The sequence below is a fragment of the Sphaerospermopsis torques-reginae ITEP-024 genome (assembly GCF_019598945.1).
Taxonomy (GTDB): domain Bacteria; phylum Cyanobacteriota; class Cyanobacteriia; order Cyanobacteriales; family Nostocaceae; genus Sphaerospermopsis.
On record NZ_CP080598.1, the window covers coordinates 3590993 to 3609661 of the forward strand.

Below are 18669 nucleotides of genomic sequence, written 5' to 3' on the forward strand. Positions count from 1 at the left end.
ACAAATGGTATTTCTGCTTTTTCTTACCTCTCCTGTCTATTCCTCCACCAACAGAGCCTCTATTTGAGCCAGCAGTTTTTCCAAAGCTTTTTGCTTTTTAGGATTTTCCCAAACCTTCGCTTTTTGTAATTGTTTCGATGCTTCCTTAGTTAGCTTTTTTGTATCGGAATATATTGGATACCTGATTGTGATTGAAGTTGCGCTCTGAGTGTTTGTAACTGTGCTTCTAACTCACTTGACCCTTGAGAGCGGAGTTCTTCGATTTCGGCTTTTAGGCGTTGAATTTCTGCCTCAGCTTCTGATAACTGTTGGGATTGCTTTGCGCCTGAAAAATAATTGGTCAGGTCAGGAGATTTACGGGAAGTCATAAGTTAGCACAGATTTAATTTGTTTATTGAAACAGCGATCGCGCGGAGTGCAGTGCTGATAGCGCAAAACGGCTGTAACTATACAGTTTTATATATTTAAATGTGATTAAACCCTGCAAATATTAAATGAAAACAGTTAAAACAAGATCCCCCTAGCGGCTTTTTTGTCCGAACTAGGGGGATCACATATTGCGTAGACTATAAATCTTTCGGTATAGGCAATTAAGTTAAATATATCCAATATATTTCATTTTGCCTACCCCTAGAACGATGATTTAACAAAATTTTATATTATTTTTACAATTACCTAAGCCTTGAGAAGTAGTTGCTAATTTTGTATATGCTGATACAAAAATTTTCGACTTTATACCCTTAACTCTGTACAACTTCTTAAATATCTTGTCAGATGAAAGCATTTTCCTAGTTGACACTTATTTATGATAAGAACAACGCTGTAAATTACATTCAATTCAATGCTAACCCGGATTAAAGAGATAGCAAACAACCTTGCACCCCGCTTAGTAGAAATTCGTCGTCATATTCATTCACACCCAGAACTCAGCGGCCAAGAATATCAAACTGCTGCGTTTGTGGCTGGTGTTTTGTCTTCCAGTGGTTTGCACGTGGTAGAAGGGGTGGGTAAAACTGGTGTGATCGGCGAATTACACAGCACTCATCCGGATGATAGGGTGTTGGCAATTCGTACTGATATGGATGCTTTACCCATACAAGAGCGAAGTGGCTTAGAATATGCTTCACGAATAGAAGGAGTAATGCACGCTTGTGGACATGATGTACATACTACGGTAGGTTTAGGTACAGCAATGGTACTATCCCAAATAGCTGATGAGTTGGGTGGTAAAATCAGGTTTTTATTTCAACCAGCAGAAGAAATTGCCCAAGGTGCAAACTGGATGGTAGAAGATGGAGCAATGAATAATGTTGCTGCTATTTTAGGTGTTCATGTTTTCCCTTCTATTCCCGCTGGTTCTGTGGGTATTCGTTACGGAGCATTGACAGCAGCAGCAGACGATTTAGAAATTATTATTTTGGGTGAATCTGGACATGGTGCGCGTCCGCATGAAGCCGTGGATGCGATTTGGATTGCTTCACAGGTAATTACCGCATTACAACAAGCTATTAGCCGTACTCAAAATCCTTTGCGTCCTGTGGTGTTGAGTATTGGTAAGATTAATGGTGGTAGAGCAGCGAATGTGATTGCGGATAAAGTACAGTTATTGGGTACAGTGCGATCGCTCCATCCTGAAACTCGCGCTCAGTTACCAAACTGGATCGAAAATATAGTTGCTAATGTTTGTAATTCCTATGATGCAAAATATCAAGTTAATTATCGTCAAGGTGTACCCAGTGTACAAAATGATTATGCTTTGACACAATTATTGCAATCATCAGCAGAAGAAGCTTGGAGTAGCGATCGCGTGCAAGTTTTACCCGAACCTTCTCTCGGTGCGGAAGATTTTTCTGTTTATTTAGATTACGCCCCTGGTTCGATGTTTCGTTTGGGTGTAGGCTATAAAGATAGAATCATCAATCATCCTTTACATCATCCTCAATTTGAAGTTGATGAATCTGCAATTATTACTGGAGTGGTGACATTAGCTTATGCAGCTTATAAATATTGGAAGTCTAAATAAATTACAGCGATAGTGATTATTTTTTAGATGTTAATCTACTGCATATCTCCCCATCCGGGGAGTAGTTTTTTATGAATATTTGTCATGAATAAATCTCATGAATAAATCTATTGCTACAGGTGAAGTTAGAGAAAATTCCTGCTATACTATTTTGATTACTCTTGTTCCGGTGTAGTTCGCAAATTTTTTGATGAATTAACCGCAAAGTACGCAAAGTACACAAAGGAAGAAAAGGAGTAATCTGTTAGAGATTTTAGCAAGAAGGGAGTAGTAGTAAGTTAAAAAATCTGGTTTTGGCTACTATTCATTAACTCAAGTTCTAAGATAGCTCAGAGCTTTCAATTTTCACATCAACTTCATCTATACTATGCCACCAATAGAATCTTTAGAATCTTCATCGTCTCAACCTATTAGTAATAACTGGTACTTGTTGAATGTTCGTTCTAAAAAACGGCAATCATTTTTAAAATTTTTGAATCTGGCAATAGCGCAAAATAACCTACAAGAATTATTTGTAGATATAAAAGTTCCCGAAGATACAGTATATGAAGATATTGTTTTACTGAATTTAAGTAATTTTAAAACAGCCTATTCTTTTTTGAAGGAAGTTGAATTTTTCCAGAATATAGAACGCAAACCTTTACAGTCTGCACAAGTGAATCGAATGTTAGGAATGAGATGAATAAATACAGAATTCAGGAGTAGGGGTTTAGCAATGCTAAACCCTTACAATATGAAGCAGTAAGCAACTCTAGACCGCGGCTTCTGTTCTAGTTTCTCTGCCCATTCTTTCTTGAATTCTAGTTTTAGCAGCTTTGAATTGTGTAGCTAATTCCTCACTTTCTCTGCTGCTCATGTTATTACGAATAGCGGCAAACATTGTGCTTTCTTCTTGACGAATATGATCGCCAATTTGATCCCAAATTTGTCTGAGTCTGTCTTTAAATTGTGGTGTAGCAGGGCTAATACCTCTTAATTCTTCAAACCAAGGACCCCAGCGAGCTTGTTCATCATATAATTCTTGGGTGTTAGCTTCACCATAAAAAGGACGAACTCGCGGATAAACTACTTCTTCTTCCGCACCTGCATGGGCGCTCAAATCTTTATAAATTTGTCCAAAATATTCTTGAATTTTTTGTGGATCATTGCTTTGCATTAATTCTGTAAACAAGATATTTACCTTATTGTGATCCATACGCAGAACATCTTGGATATTCATATCTTGCTTATCAGAAGTTTGGGTGACAGCACTACCCACAGCACCACTAATAGCGGCGATCGCATCTTGAACTCTTGCCCAAATTCCTTGATCTGCATCTTGTCCTGTTAGTTCCCGCACTCCTAAAATTTCTAAACTTCCTTTCAGTTGTTCTTGATGTGCGCGGTTTTCAAAATTGATAGTATTTAAAGTTCCAATTGCTGCCATCACATCAGCACCAACTTTCTGGGCAGCTTTATGAATTGTAATTCCATTCATGACTTGTTGATGCTTCAATAACTCATGTTGAAATACTTTTTCAAAGAAACTTAATTCATTACCCTGCATTAATTTGCGAACTTTTGCCACCATTTCTTGTACTGTAGATTCTGCATTTTTTTGAATGCCATATTGAACTACCACAGTATCAAGAATGCCTTGATTTTTGCGGTCATCATCTAGCATTTTGCGGAGATTATTAGCAATTTCACCATCACTACATTCTCTTAAAAATCTTTCTTCATTATCAATAATTAACTGTTGCAGTAACTTCATATCTGCCAATTTTACTGCAATAGCATTTCGTTTGGTATCATCTAAAGTGGCTACCATGTTGAGTTCTCCTAGCTAAAGTAATCGCAAGTAATCGTATTTATTACCAATCCCAGGTTCGCATAATCACTAGACATTTTCCATCTTTCTTTTGAGCGATTACATTATTAACTCTGGATAGAAAAACTGGATATATAGCAGGAGTCAGGAGTCAGGAGTCAGGAAGCATCCCAATTTTGCAAAAATCAACGCAACCACAGCAAAAACTCTCTAAAACTTTCTTACCTTTGTGTCCTTTGCGCCCTTTGCGGTTCAATCATATCAAACCTTGAAGCATTTTATTTCGTTAGATAAAAATAAATTTACACTTTTGGGATGCTCCCAGGATTAAAACTTTATTTGAGCCAGAGACTAATTGCTATTATAAACCCTTTGAATGTTGCTATTGAAACAGAAATAATCGCCACAAATATCTGTTAATGATGTTTACTTCTACTAAAAGTTATATAACTTTTTATTTTCTGTTATATCCGCAGATAGATAAATTTTCATTGTCAATTTTATAGATTTGCTCAAAGATAGTTAATGAATAAATTAAGTGATTATGTCAGAAAATCCAGGCTTGGGAGAAAAGGCAAATTAACCTTACAAGCGGAAGCTGATGTTAATAAAATTCCTACTGCTGAATAAAAGGATATGAAATCATGACAACTACAGAACAAAATTCTACACCATTTCCCAATGTACCACCAATTATTGAAAGCGATGATCGAGAATATTTAGATAGTGGTGTACCCAGCACCGTATCCATAGCTGGACATCCTTTACATCCTTTGAGTATAATTTTCCCTATCGCTTTTTTAGCCGCAGCTTTAGGTAGTGATTTTGGTTATTGGTTAACGCGAGATTATTTTTGGGCTAGGGCTTCTGTGTGGTTAATTGGATTAGGTTTAGTTACTGGTATGATCGCTTCAGTTATTGGCATGAGTGACTTTTTACAAATAGAAAGAGTCCGCAAACGTGCCGCTGGTTGGGCGCATTTAATTCTGAATATTTCTATCTTGGTTTTCACAACTTTGAATTTTATTATCCGTTGGGGTGATGCAGAATCAAATTTACTACCTTGGGGTTTATTGCTATCATTAATTGTGGGAACTTTAACCAGTATTACCGGATGGTTTGGTGCAGAACTTTCCTATCGCCATAAAATTGGTGTGGTGGGTGCGGGAAGTAAAAGATATCCCTAGTCATTCAATTTTGGATTTTGGATTTTGGATTGGTATAAATCAGCAATTGCGTTATCTTAATTCATGAAGGTTAAAAAAGTGCATCTTTCATGAAAGGAAAACAAGTTTTACTCACAGGTGGTACTGGTGGACTAGGTTTAGGTGTCACACCCGCAGTTTTAGCCCAAGGTGCTGATGTTACTATTCCTTATAGTAGTCTTAAAGATGTGGAAAGACTCAAGGGAATTTTATCACCGGCGGATATTGCCAGAATTAAATTTATTCCGGCTAATTTACAAGATGAAGCATCTGTAAAACAAGTCATTAATAGCATGATGCGAGTAGATGTTTTAATTCATTTGGTGGGTGGTTTTTCGATGGGAAAAACCCACGAATACAGCTTTGATAGTTGGAAAAATGAATTTGAATTAAATCTCAATACTACTTTTTTGACTTGTAAATATAGCCTGGAAAGTATGTTAAAACATGGCTATGGGCGCATTGTTACTGTTAGTTCTCGCGCTGGTGTAGAACCTGCGGGACAATTAGCGGCTTATTCTGCTGCTAAGGCTGGTGTGATAGCATTAACTAAGGCTATAGCTGATGAAACCAAAGGAACTAATATCACTGCAAATACTGTCCTTCCCAGCGTTATTGATACCCCTACTAACCGCCAAGCGATGGGTGCAGAAAACGCGGATAAATGGGTAAAACCGGAATCTATTGCTGAGGTAATTTGTTTTTTAGCTTCGGAAGCTGCTAAGGATGTGAGAGGCGCTGCTATTCCGGTTTATGGGAATGTTTGATAATTGAATTGTAGATTTTTTTTGTATATTTTTTGTGATTAATACCCATTCAGGAAAATAACTGGATGGGTGTTTTTTATTTTTGAATAGTAGAATAATATTAAGTTTTGCTGGTATTGCCATAGGCTGCGGTATAATGTATTATTGAAAATTATTAGAAATTATAAATCAATCCATTAAGTAAAATCTATGTATATAAGAAAAATAGAAATTAAAAATCTGTGGGGAAATAATTTTTCCTGGACACTAAATCAAGATGTCAATGTTTTGATTGGTAAAAACGGTTCAGGTAAATCAACAATACTCAAAATGCTTAATGAAGCAGTTCAGCCAATTGAAGATAATCAACTTAATTTTAGATTATTTGATCCTATTGATGAAATGATTATTGCCTTAGAAGATGATATTGTCATCAGAGTTGATAGTGAAAACAGAAGTATCACTGGTAACAAACAAGACATCAACTATACATTAAACACATCATTTATTAACACTTTCGATGTAGTTGAAAAAAGTGTAGATCCAAATCTCACATTACTTGATTATCAATTAGATAAACTAAAACTAGAATTTGTAACTTATCAAAGAGATTTATCAAATAAAGTTGAAACAATTTTAAAACAAGATGATGGAGAAAGTAGACTAAATCAATTAGCTAAAATTGAAGCTATATATGAACCCAAAAAAACATTTATTGAAATAATAAATTATCTATTTACTCATACAGATAAAAAATTTGATGAAAAGGAATTTCATTTTATTAAAACAGGGATTCAAACCCCAATATTACCCCAAGATTTGTCATCAGGGGAAAAACAAATACTGATTATTTTATTAAAAACATTATTGCAAGACAAACAGCCTTATATATTATTGATGGATGAGCCAGAAATATCATTACACATTGACTGGCAAAGAAGTTTGATAGAACACATCAGACAAATAAACCCCAATTGTCAAATTATTATTACAACTCATTCACCGACTATTTTTTATCAAGGATGGATTGAGAAAACAACAAAAATTGAGGAAATTAAATCTGCTGTTGAAAATTCAACAGAAGTTACAACAATTATAGACAATAATACACAATTACAAGGTCGGCTAGAAAAAATAAAAAATGATTTTAGAGGTTTTTATGGTAGTGAATTTGCTAAACTTTATCAATTTAATCGTCACATCAAAGCATATACTTCATTCACAAAAGATGAATGTCTGGAATTGTTAAATTTTCTCCAAGAAAATCAGATCGTTCCTGATGTCATTACTTTTACTACTCTGATTTCAAAACTTAACAATTATGCTGATGCAAAAGAAATTTTTGATTTAATATTAGCAGAAACTTATACAAAATTATCTCATGTTAAGCCTAATGAAATCACACTTAATACTTTGATAAAAAAAGTTAATACAGTGGAAGCAGGTTTAGAGCTTATTCAAAATCTAAGCAATCACGAAAAACTGCAATTATATCCTGATATAATCACTTTCAGCACTTTGTTGGGTAAAGCCAAAAACACAGATGAAATTAATTTATTGGAAGAAATGCGAGAGTATTATAAAATCAAACCAAATTATAGATACTTAAATAAATTAAAGTTCAAAAGGTAAAATAATGAAAGAGCAGGATTATGAAATGTTGGCTAAAAGAATGGTAGAAGATGCCTGGATGAGAGGGTGTGATATTTCTGTATTAGTTGAGGATATTTATGATCAAAGACTTTGGGAATGTATCATTGAAAATGTCAAACCAGAATTAAGAGATAAAATTGATTTTCCTAATCCTGTTCCTAGAGGAACTCGTGGAAAAGATATCTTAAAAAAGTTTAAAGATTTTGTCAGTGAAAAACTCATTATTTGTGTTGATAGTGATTGTGAATATCTTTATGATGAGCAAGTTTGGTATATTGCTAAATATATTTATCACACAGTTGTTTATAGTAAAGAAAATTTCCAATGTCATCATTTATCATTAAATGAAATCTGCAAAGATTTAACCACCAAGAGATATGATAATTTCCAAGCTTTGCTAGAAAATATTTCTCGAAAAGTCGCGCCTTTATTTTATATTTGGTTTTATTTAAGAGAAAATCAGATTCAAAGTTTTGATGAGACTGCTATTAATAAAGAAACATTTAAAAAAATTTTGCGTTTTCAAGGAACTGAATTTGATAATATTGGAAATGAGAATATTTTATATCAAAAGATTGAAGAAAGGGTGAATGATATATTAGACAAACTGAGAAATGAAATGGGTGAAGGTTGGTATGATGCCACTTTTGAACATGATATTCCTGAAATCAAAAACCGATTATTAGAACAATATTCAATCCAGGAAGAAAAAATTTTAGACTTTTATTATGGACATAGTGTATTAGAAGAATTTGTTCAACCCTTCATGGAAACAATTATTAGAATATTGACTAATTTAAAGATAGAGGAAGTAAGGCAGAATCTAAGTGAAGCTACGGAACAGGTTATTAACGAAACAATCAGTAGAATTGAAAATATTGCAAAAAAAGATATTGACACTAAATTGAGTGACAGTTTTAAATATCTTATTGCTAATAAAGTTGATCAGAATCTGGAAAAAATTAAAACAAAATTAGCTACAGAAATTAATTAGTTTTATTAATTTGATAAAAAAATCTAACAGTAATTATCTTTTAGAATTAGTAGAAAGAATGCTGGTTGACAAATTCTCATCCTATACCCGTCAGGAGTTAGAAGCAATGCTTGGATTAACAGAATGACAAAAAACCCGATTTGATCAAGAAGTCAAAGAAGAAACAGAGTTAGAAACTAAGTTAAAAACCATTCCTAGACTGTTAAATGAGGGGCTAAATGTAGAACAAATCGCTCCTATACTTGAGTTAGATATCGAAGTCGTGCAACAAGCGATCGCAAAGCAAAATAATAAATAGACATTCGATGAACAAATATAGGGGCAATAGTCAAAGTTTACTAAAGTAAACTATAGATTGATGGGTATTTTTAGTCATCTTTAGATGACTTTTGCTATGAGACTGGGAATTCATTCCCAGTCGGATCATGGGTTTTACCTAACGCTTCACCGGCGTACCGCAGGGATAAGTCGCTACTTCCTCCCCACCTTCCTTAACTACCGGGTTATCCTTCGCTGCTAAATAATCTTTTTGCAAAGTATCTAACAACTCATCCCGTCTATCATACAACCGCTTTAAAGGACGAGGTTCACATTGATTTAACACATAAGCTGTTACCAATGGCAGCGCAATTGTACTATCGGTATAACAAACGATCGCGCTGGGTAACTCATCCGGGTCAATTTTACCCCAACTCACTGCTTCTGCGGGAGTTGCACCTGATAAACCGCCTGTATCTGGACGCGCATCGGTAAACTGGACAAAGAAATCATGTCCTCTTTCTTCTAATCCTAAAACCTCGTGAATTTGCGGTTGGGTTTGTAACAAAAAGTTCTTAGGACTGCCTCCACCAAGAATTACAGCCGCGCTTTTACCGTCTGTTTCCCGTGCAGCATAGGCGATCGCCGCAGTTTCATTCACGTCAATAGCTGGATCTAACACCAACTTAGAACCCTCTAAAGCTAAAGCTGCCACATTCATCCCTATAGAACTATCACCAGGGGAAGAAGTATAAATCGGTACGCCATATTCATAAGCTGTAGCTAACAAACAGGAATGCTGTACACCTAATTGTTTTTCTACTTCCCGCACATATTTACCCAGTAAATAATGAAATTCAGCCGTTCCCATGCGCTTTTGAAAAGGTTCAGCTTGGAGAATTTTACGGATAAAAGCGTCGGTTTCTAACAGCACATCATAGCCAAAAATAATGTCATAAATACGGATTGTTCCTTGTTCCCGTAATTTGACATCATCTAAAAATGGACTACCCGCAAACAATTCAAAACCTAAACCATAGTGCATATCATGGTAAAGATTCGCACCAGTGCTGATCATCCAATCAATGCAACCATGACGAATTAAAGGCGCTAAGGCGGAAACTCCAAAACCTGCTGGTGTCAAAGCACCGGAAAGACTCACCCCGACGGTGACACCTGGTTGAAAGATATCCTGACTCAGCAGTTGACAAGCTTCCCGTAACCGGGCTGAATTATAAGCAGTGAAGTAATTGTTAATTAAATCAACCACACTAATGTCGGCTGACATGGGTATGGGTGCAATTTTTTTACCTTGTTTTTTTGACATTTTTTACTCTCTCATGGTAAATACCCCGCATTTAATGTTATCTATTTTTTAGGCGGTTGTTTCAAGTTGGGTTGATATATTTTTTTAAACTAACCGGTCCAGGCACGGAGAACACAGAGAAAATCAAAATGTTAATTTTTTGGTTAAGTTTTTGGGAAATGTGAAATTATGTGATCAGTTATTACAGAATTTTTGGGTTTCTTATATTAAAATTAAAAAATTAGTAATTATATAAACTTCGCAGTCAAAGTTGTTGCTAGATAAGACTTATTGAAATTTATCCCAAAGGATTAAGTCAGAAACCGATGCCAACCCTCACAGACATTTCCACTTTGATTGTTAGGACACCAGGTACTTGTGGTGGTCGTCCGCGAATCGCTGACACTCGTATTACTGTACAGTATATTGTCAATGAGATTAAATCTGGTATGACCCCAGAAGAAATCATTGAAGATAAGCCTTTTTTGACAATTGCAGGTATTTATACTGCGTTGGCTTATTATTATGCTAATAAGGAATTACTAGATATTGAATTTGCTAGATATCAAGAAGAATGTCAGCGACTTGAATTAGAATATAAAGCAAGACATCTATCATGAATCGTATTTGCTTCTATTTAGATGAAGATACTATCAAAACTGCACTGATACAAGCATTGAAAAATGCTGATTTAGATGTTGTGACAGTTGCCGATGTTAAGAGATTGGGTTATACCGATGAAGAACAACTAATTTGGGCAACAGAGCAAAAGCGAGTCATTTATAGTTTCAATATCGGTGATTTTTGTAGATTACATCGTGATTTTATGGCTGAGAATAAAAGTCATACTGGAATCATTTTAGCTTCACAACAGCAATATTCGGTTGGTCAACAACTACGAGGATTATTGAAACTGGCTGCTGAAAAGTCAGCCCAAGACATGGTTAACGAATTGGTATTTCTTAGTGCTTATGTTTAAAAATCACCAACAAAATAAATGATTATGGTTTTATTATAATGTTGTGACAATTTTGAATTATTAAGATTACAGCTAACAGAATTTATCTCATTTCTCCTGTAACTTTACTCAAGACAAAACAATTATACTTCATTCTCGTAGGCTTAACAGTTATTTATCAATAGGGTTTATGAAAAACGACCAACCAGAAGAATTAAATTCTGATCAGGAAATTTCCCGTTTAATAGATGAGGTCATGTCATCTTCAACTGCATCCCTGAATGATGAACAGTACCGCAAAAAAATGCAGCGTCGCAAGGAGATACAAGATCAACGTATAGCTAAAGCCATACCAGAAAAAGGTTTAATTATTGTTAATACAGGTAATGGCAAGGGTAAGACTACTGCTGCTTTGGGTATGGTCATGCGATCGCTTGGTCATGGATATAAAGTAGCGATCATCCAATTTATTAAAGGTGCTTGGGAACCTTCAGAAAAGCGGGTTTTTAGTCATTGGCCAGATCAACTAGAATTTCATGCAATGGGTGAAGGTTTCACCTGGGAAACCCAGGACCGTGATAGAGACTTGGAGAAAGCTAACGCTGCTTGGGAAAAATCTTTAGAATTTATCCGCAACCCAGAGTTTAAACTTGTACTCTTGGATGAAATTAATATTGCTCTCAAACTTGGTTATTTACAAGTTGAACAAATCTTAGCAGGTTTAGCCGAAAAACCACGAGATAAACACATAATTCTTACAGGTAGAGGCGCACCACCGGCTTTAATTGAAAAAGCGGATCTAGTCACAGAAATGACTTTAATTAAGCATCCTTTTAAAGATCAAGGAATTAAAGCGCAAGCGGGAATAGAGTATTAAAATCAAGGAGTCAGTAGGGGTTTAGCACTGCTAAACCCGTACAGGAGTCAGAATATTTCAAATATTGATTTTGGGCGTAACTGTTAACAAGCTGAACGCTGACTGCTAATAGCAAAATGCTTACCTGAAATGTTGACTACAAGCTTGTAAAATTTTTCTATCATTAGCACTAACAGAATTTAATTGATGATAGTCTTGCAGTTCTATAGAATAAGCATAGGTAGCAGTATCTTCATCGGTGAAGGTGGGTATTCTGCTAGTAGTTGAAACTTGAGTTACACCAGTTTCACCAGGAGAGCTAGTTACAGTCATTGCTAACTCACCAGATTGAGCAATTGTACCTTGAAAACAGCTAAACTCAGAACTGGGCATATACAAAGCACCAATTACCTTTCCTTGCTGTTTTTGAAACACAATATAACCTTGTCCTAACTCGTTTGGTGTTGAGGACTGTCCATAAAGATAAATTCCATCTTTTTCAGGAAAATTAACAGGTGATTTTCCTCCTCCTTGTTTTGTATTTGTGGGTATATTGTGTAACGTTCTATTTAAAGCTTCAGATTCTACATTAGATTCTACATTTTGTGGTTCAACAGTATTTAACTGAAGTTGACTTCTTTGATCTCTAATATCTCGCAGTCTTGACAAAAGAGAGTTTTCATTGTTACTGTGAATTTGATTTGTATAACTTGGTAAATTCGCTGCTGTGGCTGTAGATTTCAGGTTAATTTTCACCTGTTCACCAATTACACCTAAACCTAAAATTCCAAATGTAATTAGTAAGCCAACAACGGGAAGTTTGAATTTACCTTGGGGAATGAACTGACAATTTTTGTTAAGCACCCGACATCTCCTGTAACTAAAATAACTACTGTTATCTACTTACCTAAATAATAACCAAACACCAATACTTAAAGATTCCTGCAAAAGTTTTATCTATATTATCTGGAATAAAAAACCATCAAAAGATGAAGTTTTTATAGATTTTAGTTGATAATCTCAAAATATCATTGTTGAAAAGTGTAATGCTTCGCATTAGAGAGTCATTCTTGTGGGAGATGACAAAAATCTTTTTACCAACTTTGATTTAATATTTAATTGAGATATATTAAGTTTGACATTTGTATTGTCAATTCCTCAATGGGTGAAAACAGGTAAAGTATTGATCCTGATCACTTGATTGGATATCAAAGTTTGATATAAACCATTAACTGACATCTTGATGATCATGGGTCTAAAGATTAACTACAACAGCAAACCTGGGGATTTCGGATCAGAGCAAAAAAAAATTCAGTAAAAATTCCTGGGTAAGTGAAATACTAACCAAACCCCTATTCCCTAAAAAAATTGCCTCCTAAATATTAGGAGGCGAACCGCCAAAAGTCATATTTTCTAACAAGCAGGTGCTTGTCTACGCTTTTAGCTGGCAACGTATTCTTTAACATTGGCGCGACGACGGCGTAAATGTGCAAGTGCTTGATGTTCTAGTTGACGGACTCGCTCACGGCTAAGGTTCAACCGTTCACCAACTTTCGCCAAGGACATTTCATTACCATCTTCTAAACCAAACCGTAAAGCTAAAACTTCCCGTTGTTGGGGTGTGAGTTCTGCCAACAGGTTATTTAAGTCTTGGCGCAAAAATTCCTGAGTGGTGTAATACTCTGGAGATGGACCTTCATCTTCCAACATTTCTTGCAGTTCGGTGTCTTGGTTATCACCAACCCGCACATCTAAAGAAACTGGTTGACGTGCCATATTCAGATATTCACGAATCTGAGCAGGTTCTAATTCCAGTTCTTTGGCGATTTCTGTTGGTGTTGGAGACCTGCCCAACTTTTGCGCCAACTCCCGTTGCACCTTTTTAATTTTGTTCAGCTTTTCGGTAATATGGATAGGTAAGCGGATAGTGCGACCTTGTTGAGCGATCGCTCGTGTAATCGCTTGCCGAATCCACCAGTAAGCATAAGTCGAGAATTTATAACCCCGCATGGGATCAAATTTCTCTACCCCCCGTTCTAAACCTAATGTTCCTTCCTGGATCAAATCCAGAAATTCCATGTTTCGTTTCTGGTATTTTTTGGCGATCGCCACAACCAAGCGCAAATTCGCTTCAATCATTTTTTGCTTGGCTCGCTTACCTAACGCCACCGTATGTTTAACTTCATTTTCTGATTGGTTAACATGGGCAGCCCATTCTGCTAAACTAGGTTCATGGTCTAGTTTTTTCGCTAAAGCTTCTTTACCTTCAAGCAGCGTCATCATTTGCTGCACTTGCTTCCCATAAACAATCTCTTGCTCACGGGTTAGTAGTGGCACACGGCCAATTTCCCGCAGATAGGTTCGCACCATATCAGCCGTGAATTTGGCATTCAGGTTTTCAGTTTCGTTGTTAACAGTAGGCATTGGTGCGTTGTCCTCTACTCCCTATACAAAATCAATCTTTTCTCAACTAGGGTGAATTAATAAGGGTGGCATACACATCCATAGACATCATCAAAGCTACTATAAGCAATATATTTATTTATATAGCCGTTGTCACGACGGTGCTACCCTGGCATGGGTTCCCCCAACCCTCCTTTAATTTTGGAATATCTTAGAAGCACACTGGTTGGTTTTCAAGAATTCTTCCTTTCTTTTGCGGATGACAGCATTTGTCAAACACGAAGTCAGTATGAGTTTTACTTTTCTTATGGTACGGCAAATTTGGCAGATAGTAAAGAGCAGCAGCTAAATCTTTCTATTATAAAGTAAAATGGACTGACTGCTAAATTTTATTTTCAACTTCCTGAAAACGCTAACTATAGCAGGAGTCAGGTGTCAGGAGTCAGGAGCAAAACCCTTTTGTAGTAAGAGTTTCATGATTAATTGATTTCCTCACTACTCTGTCTACGGCTATATATCTATAGTGACGTTAAAAACCCCTCTGCTGTTGCTTACAAGTGGCTGGATAACCGAACTTATCAAGCTACCCCGATGGAGGGATGTCACGATCTTATAATAATTCAGGAGTCAGGAGTCAGGAGTCAGGAGTCAGGAGTCAGGAGAATTTTAGATTTTAGATTTTAGATTTGATTCATGAAATACAATCCAAAATCCAAAATCCAAAATAGAATCACCAATCACGCTAAAATTACTAAAAACCTAAGTCAGCTTTAGCGAGTTCTGCGGCCGCGAAAACTTCTGCATCTGACTTTTCTTCCCAAACTTGATCGCCAATTTCCCCATAAAACACCGTATCATAGGGTCTGGTACGCACTACTACTGGCATGGGTACGGCATGACCTAAAATTAAAGCTTGTTGTTTAGAGTCTAATTTAGCCAAAACTGAACGCAAAGCTCCCCCACCCGATACACCTGTAAAAATCGCATCAATATCTTTTTCGTCATTAAGCAGAGCAGTGATGCGAGTACCTATTTGGGACATAACTTCATTATCTATCCCAGACGGACGCTGATCAACTACCAAAAGTGTTACAAAATATTTCCTCAGTTCCCTGGCTATAGTCCCAAAGATGGTACTTTGTACCACTGCGGGGTCAAGAAAACGATGGGCTTCTTCTATTGTAATCATTAATGGTGTTGGCCGATCCAAGGGATTTTTACTTTGGAGAAATTTATCTGCTCTTTTGACATAATGCTCATGTATACGTCTGGTGATCATATTCGTCACCAACATATAAGAGAGCATATTCGATTGTGAACCAAATTCTATCACTACATTTTTGCCAGCTTCCAAAGATTGTACTATTTTCTTAATATAGTTGTGGGGACAAACTGCCCGCATATATTTTAAACTATCTAAACGCAATAATTTCCGCTGTAAAGAAGTGATTGAGCCTGGATGTCCTGGCTTGTCTTCACAAAACATTTTAATATCCTCACTTGTCATGTTGAACAATTGAGGAATCCAAGATTTACCTAACTCATTACATAAGATATTGGCATTATCTAAAGCTGCTTCGGTAATTCCTAACTCTCTAGCACATAATTTAATATCTTCGACTTCTATTTGTTCATAACTTAAATATAGTTCTTGTGCATCTCTGACACCTCTACGCTTGGTTGATTCTGGGTCAAGAGTATAAACTTCGACTTTACCGGGAAATAACTGTTTTAAACCTTTAACCGTGTTAACTTCTTTACCTTCTGCCACTGCTTCCCAGCCATATTCTGAGTGCATATCAAAAATTAAGTTAACAGCGGCATTTTTACGAATCACACCGGCTAAAAGTAAGCGTGTCAGAAAAGATTTACCAGTCCCAGATTTACCAAAAACGCCGTTACTTCGTTCCACAAAACGGTTTAAATCAATACAAATCGGTACATCCATATCTAAGGGTTTACCGATAGAGAAGTTGTTTCTGTGGGGGTCATCTTCCCAACCAAACACCCGCCGAAAATCCTCTTCATTAGCTTCATAAACTTGGCTAAAATGACTAGGTATAGTTTTTACAGGTAGCAATTCCATTGTAGTGCTGGTTTGAGGTTGGAAAGAAGCTAAACCTGTAGTATATGGTACAAATGGCTTGAGAGATTTACCGTTAACAGAGGAAAAAGATTCATTGGTTTCTGGGGTAAACATCAACATGGGTGCGAGGTTGATCATCCCATAAGTACCGCTTCCCGCTAAAATCTCCCGTAAAAAAGTATCTTCCCAACCGGGGGGGTTAGCGATAATTCGCGCATTTGCTGTTCCTAAAGATACATCTGTCAGCATACAAAAAAAACGCGATCGCACCCCTTGAACTACAAGAAATTTACCCACCCGCATATCTTCTACAGAGATATCCGGGTGTAGTCTCACTTCTAAACCTCCAGTGAGAGAACCTTCAATAACTGAACCTAATGGTTGTCCTAAATTCATTTTAAATAGGTAATGGGTGATTGCTGATTGGTGATTGGTGATTGGTGATTGGTGATTGGGAAATTTCTTTCTGTCACCTGTCACCTGTCACCTGTCACCTAAATTAATTAATCAATTTGTATCGAAGTAGGTGCGCTTCCGGTAGCGGGGGGTTTACCTGTTAAGGGTTTTCTGAATTGTTCATAGAGGCGATCGCGCCAGGTGAAAAATGGTTCATAATCAGGATTATCTGCTAAAATTGGTAATCCTTTACCTCTGAGAGATTCTGGTAAATCCAAATAAGGACCTGCTGGAAACTTCAATAATATTGATAATCCCGCAACTGCCAAATCAGCTATAGTGGGTTCATCTCCCAACAGATAAGGACTATCTGATAATAGTTCTGTGAGGATTTCTAAATCTTGTTTTAAACTAGCGATCGCAGAATTGATCACATCAGGAGTAAAACCCACCCCAAAACCCAAAACATTGAGAAAATCACCTGGTACACCTTCAACCACAGATTTCAAAATATCTGGTGTGGAGACTGGTAATAAAGATTTGCGGAAATTTTGATCTTGACTGATCGCAGCAAACAAAGCTTTTCTACCCTTAATCCCAATTGTCTCATCTGCCCAATCTTCTAATAATAAAGCCTGAGCGCGTTTTTTCTTATCTGTTGGTATCAGTGGACGATCTGGGTATTCCGAGTCTAAATACTTAGCAATTTCCGTCGAGTCTACAATATATCTATGACCATCTTTTAATACTGGTACTTGTTTTTGACCAGTCAAACGAAACAATTCTACTTGTCCAATTCCGGGAGTGACTTCAATTTTGTGATACTCTAAGCCTTTATAATCAAGGCATAGACGGACTTTTTCTGAATATTGAGAGAGTTCCCACTGATATAATTCCAGCATATTCTATTCCGTGCTAACTAACTTATTTATCTATTTTACAATTCTATCTTGAGTTTAAGTAATTTTTCTAGTAAGCGAACAGTTTATTGTTGATTTAATGTCCGATGTAAGTATTCAGCTATCAGTAATCAGTAATCAGCTATTCTCTAGAGAGAGACTGATTTAATAATCAGGATGCTCTCATTTTATCAAATTACACCAGTGTTAATGAGAGCAATTTAAAGCCTATTATTGATGGTTTTCTTTTTTCTTACTGACTGCTGAATGCTTAATTTCCGATTAACCTTAAAAATTTCTTTAATTCTTTTCAGAATATACAGCACTTTGCGTAACGATTAGGTACAAGAATTTAGGGCATATCATTACATCAAATTGAAAATGAGATATAACCTGTACCAGATAGACGCGCAAAATGCTGTATTTTGATTGAACAATCAACGTATTGTCAATTATCAAGCCCTCAAAACTATGCTTCTATTTATAGAATTATGGGCAAACAAATCAACAAAAAATCTAATTGATAATTTTGCAAAAATTATAATTCATTTGATTTATTTATCGTTTAACGAACATCTAATGAAGAACATCTAAAAAAAATTAGAAGTCTTTTCCAAATTCGGTTTTTCTCAAGTAAGTTTTTGTAGGTTGGGTTAAGCGATAGCGCAACCAAATAAAAGCTTATAAATGTTGGGTTTCGTTCCTCAACCCAACCTAAAGAATTTTATTTTTTGGGCTTAACCGAAAAGTATTGAAATAGGAACTGGATAGATACCCAACTTCTTTAAGAAGTCGGGGATATGGATATTACGTTTTTTAAGGTTGAGTTACTGACAACTGGCGAAGATTGGGTGATTTGGGCATATAAGCGCAAAATAAACCATCATTCCCAAAATGCTAAAATTGCCATCAGTTGATAGCTAAATCCTGCTGATGACAATTCAGGTGAATGAATATGTCAAAACTTATCTTAACAGCATTACCTAATTTTTGGCAAAAACTGGAAAACCGCTCTCGGTTAGATTTTGGTTGAACGAAATGTTATAAGTTTTTATGTAGCTTGTTAAAAATGAAGA

General features: G+C 36.1%; 17 protein-coding genes. 10 read left to right on the forward strand and 7 right to left on the reverse strand.

Annotated elements, in window-relative coordinates; all coding sequences use genetic code 11:
• Window positions 1-149 precede the first annotated feature (149 nt).
• Complete coding sequence (locus K2F26_RS16710; protein WP_246605397.1) at window positions 150-368, reverse strand: MreC domain-containing protein; 219 nt, start codon at window positions 366-368, stop codon at window positions 150-152.
• A 473-nt stretch (window positions 369-841) separates the two neighbouring features.
• On the opposite strand from K2F26_RS16710, the gene K2F26_RS16715 reads away from it, so the two are divergent.
• Complete coding sequence (locus K2F26_RS16715) at window positions 842-2023, forward strand: M20 family metallopeptidase (protein WP_220608707.1); 1182 nt, start codon at window positions 842-844, stop codon at window positions 2021-2023.
• 367 nt (window positions 2024-2390) lie between these two features.
• On the forward strand, window positions 2391-2705 hold the full coding sequence (locus K2F26_RS16720) for a chromosome segregation ATPase (protein WP_187038976.1): 315 nt from the start codon (window positions 2391-2393) through the stop codon (window positions 2703-2705).
• A 69-nt stretch (window positions 2706-2774) separates the two neighbouring features.
• On the opposite strand, the gene K2F26_RS16725 is transcribed toward K2F26_RS16720, so the two are convergent.
• The gene (locus K2F26_RS16725; RefSeq protein WP_220608708.1) at window positions 2775-3833 is read right to left on the reverse strand and encodes a hemerythrin domain-containing protein; all 1059 of its coding nucleotides are present in this window, start codon (window positions 3831-3833) and stop codon (window positions 2775-2777) included.
• A 644-nt stretch (window positions 3834-4477) separates the two neighbouring features.
• On the opposite strand from K2F26_RS16725, the gene K2F26_RS16730 reads away from it, so the two are divergent.
• From K2F26_RS16730 to K2F26_RS25215, 5 genes are all read left to right on the forward strand, one after another.
• The gene (locus K2F26_RS16730) at window positions 4478-5020 is read left to right on the forward strand and encodes a DUF2231 domain-containing protein (protein ID WP_194055525.1); all 543 of its coding nucleotides are present in this window, start codon (window positions 4478-4480) and stop codon (window positions 5018-5020) included.
• A gap of 89 nt (window positions 5021-5109) precedes the next feature.
• Window positions 5110-5805 (forward strand): 3-oxoacyl-ACP reductase FabG, encoded by a 696-nt coding sequence (gene fabG / locus K2F26_RS16735; protein WP_220608709.1) that lies wholly within the window; start codon window positions 5110-5112, stop codon window positions 5803-5805.
• Window positions 5806-5994: 189 nt separating this feature from the next.
• Window positions 5995-7416, forward strand: a complete 1422-nt coding sequence (locus K2F26_RS16740) for an AAA family ATPase (protein ID WP_220608710.1) — start codon at window positions 5995-5997, stop codon at window positions 7414-7416.
• Window positions 7417-7420: 4 nt separating this feature from the next.
• A complete protein-coding gene (locus K2F26_RS16745) occupies window positions 7421-8431 on the forward strand; it encodes a DUF4435 domain-containing protein (RefSeq protein ID WP_220608711.1) in 1011 nt (336 codons plus the stop codon).
• A 10-nt stretch (window positions 8432-8441) separates the two neighbouring features.
• Window positions 8442-8558 carry a DUF2887 domain-containing protein gene (locus K2F26_RS25215; RefSeq protein WP_302850024.1) on the forward strand — a complete coding sequence of 39 codons (117 nt, stop codon included), beginning with the start codon at window positions 8442-8444 and terminating at the stop codon, window positions 8556-8558.
• Window positions 8559-8867: 309 nt separating this feature from the next.
• Here the strand turns inward: K2F26_RS25215 and K2F26_RS16755 are convergent, their stop codons facing one another.
• Window positions 8868-10016, reverse strand: a complete 1149-nt coding sequence (locus tag K2F26_RS16755; RefSeq protein ID WP_220608712.1) for a homospermidine biosynthesis protein — start codon at window positions 10014-10016, stop codon at window positions 8868-8870.
• A 305-nt stretch (window positions 10017-10321) separates the two neighbouring features.
• On the opposite strand from K2F26_RS16755, the gene K2F26_RS16760 reads away from it, so the two are divergent.
• The 3 genes from K2F26_RS16760 to cobO all read left to right on the forward strand — a co-directional run bounded on the left by K2F26_RS16760 (window position 10322) and on the right by cobO (window position 11830).
• Window positions 10322-10615 carry a DUF433 domain-containing protein gene (locus tag K2F26_RS16760; RefSeq protein WP_194055537.1) on the forward strand — a complete coding sequence of 98 codons (294 nt, stop codon included), beginning with the start codon at window positions 10322-10324 and terminating at the stop codon, window positions 10613-10615.
• A complete protein-coding gene (locus K2F26_RS16765; RefSeq protein WP_220608713.1) occupies window positions 10612-10974 on the forward strand; it encodes a DUF5615 family PIN-like protein in 363 nt (120 codons plus the stop codon). The genes K2F26_RS16760 and K2F26_RS16765 overlap by 4 nt, the downstream gene beginning before the upstream one ends.
• A 169-nt stretch (window positions 10975-11143) precedes the next feature.
• On the forward strand, window positions 11144-11830 hold the full coding sequence (cobO, locus tag K2F26_RS16770; protein ID WP_220608714.1) for a cob(I)yrinic acid a,c-diamide adenosyltransferase: 687 nt from the start codon (window positions 11144-11146) through the stop codon (window positions 11828-11830).
• A 120-nt stretch (window positions 11831-11950) separates the two neighbouring features.
• Here the strand turns inward: cobO and K2F26_RS16775 are convergent, their stop codons facing one another.
• From K2F26_RS16775 to K2F26_RS16790, 4 genes are all read right to left on the reverse strand, one after another.
• On the reverse strand, window positions 11951-12673 hold the full coding sequence (locus tag K2F26_RS16775) for a hypothetical protein (protein ID WP_220608715.1): 723 nt from the start codon (window positions 12671-12673) through the stop codon (window positions 11951-11953).
• A gap of 576 nt (window positions 12674-13249) precedes the next feature.
• Window positions 13250-14233 carry an RNA polymerase sigma factor, RpoD/SigA family gene (locus K2F26_RS16780; RefSeq protein ID WP_194055544.1) on the reverse strand — a complete coding sequence of 328 codons (984 nt, stop codon included), beginning with the start codon at window positions 14231-14233 and terminating at the stop codon, window positions 13250-13252.
• Between the two features lie 730 nt (window positions 14234-14963).
• The gene (locus K2F26_RS16785; protein WP_220608716.1) at window positions 14964-16694 is read right to left on the reverse strand and encodes a helicase HerA domain-containing protein; all 1731 of its coding nucleotides are present in this window, start codon (window positions 16692-16694) and stop codon (window positions 14964-14966) included.
• Between the two features lie 107 nt (window positions 16695-16801).
• Window positions 16802-17596, reverse strand: a complete 795-nt coding sequence (locus tag K2F26_RS16790; protein ID WP_220608717.1) for a glutathione S-transferase — start codon at window positions 17594-17596, stop codon at window positions 16802-16804.
• Window positions 17597-18669: the final 1073 nt, after the last annotated feature.

Bases quoted from the DNA above. Each gene is read 5' to 3' on its own strand.
- K2F26_RS16710 (WP_246605397.1), bottom strand. From the start codon at position 368: ATGACTTCCCGTAAATCTCCTGACCTGACCAATTATTTTTCAGGCGCA.
- K2F26_RS16715 (WP_220608707.1), top strand. From the start codon at position 842: ATGCTAACCCGGATTAAAGAGATAGCAAACAACCTTGCACCCCGCTTA.
- K2F26_RS16720 (WP_187038976.1), top strand. From the start codon at position 2,391: ATGCCACCAATAGAATCTTTAGAATCTTCATCGTCTCAACCTATTAGT.
- K2F26_RS16725 (WP_220608708.1), bottom strand. From the start codon at position 3,833: ATGGTAGCCACTTTAGATGATACCAAACGAAATGCTATTGCAGTAAAA.
- K2F26_RS16730 (WP_194055525.1), top strand. From the start codon at position 4,478: ATGACAACTACAGAACAAAATTCTACACCATTTCCCAATGTACCACCA.
- fabG (WP_220608709.1), top strand. From the start codon at position 5,110: ATGAAAGGAAAACAAGTTTTACTCACAGGTGGTACTGGTGGACTAGGT.
- K2F26_RS16740 (WP_220608710.1), top strand. From the start codon at position 5,995: ATGTATATAAGAAAAATAGAAATTAAAAATCTGTGGGGAAATAATTTT.
- K2F26_RS16745 (WP_220608711.1), top strand. From the start codon at position 7,421: ATGAAAGAGCAGGATTATGAAATGTTGGCTAAAAGAATGGTAGAAGAT.
- K2F26_RS16755 (WP_220608712.1), bottom strand. From the start codon at position 10,016: ATGTCAAAAAAACAAGGTAAAAAAATTGCACCCATACCCATGTCAGCC.
- K2F26_RS16760 (WP_194055537.1), top strand. From the start codon at position 10,322: ATGCCAACCCTCACAGACATTTCCACTTTGATTGTTAGGACACCAGGT.
- K2F26_RS16765 (WP_220608713.1), top strand. From the start codon at position 10,612: ATGAATCGTATTTGCTTCTATTTAGATGAAGATACTATCAAAACTGCA.
- cobO (WP_220608714.1), top strand. From the start codon at position 11,144: ATGAAAAACGACCAACCAGAAGAATTAAATTCTGATCAGGAAATTTCC.
- K2F26_RS16780 (WP_194055544.1), bottom strand. From the start codon at position 14,233: ATGCCTACTGTTAACAACGAAACTGAAAACCTGAATGCCAAATTCACG.
- K2F26_RS16785 (WP_220608716.1), bottom strand. From the start codon at position 16,694: ATGAATTTAGGACAACCATTAGGTTCAGTTATTGAAGGTTCTCTCACT.
- K2F26_RS16790 (WP_220608717.1), bottom strand. From the start codon at position 17,596: ATGCTGGAATTATATCAGTGGGAACTCTCTCAATATTCAGAAAAAGTC.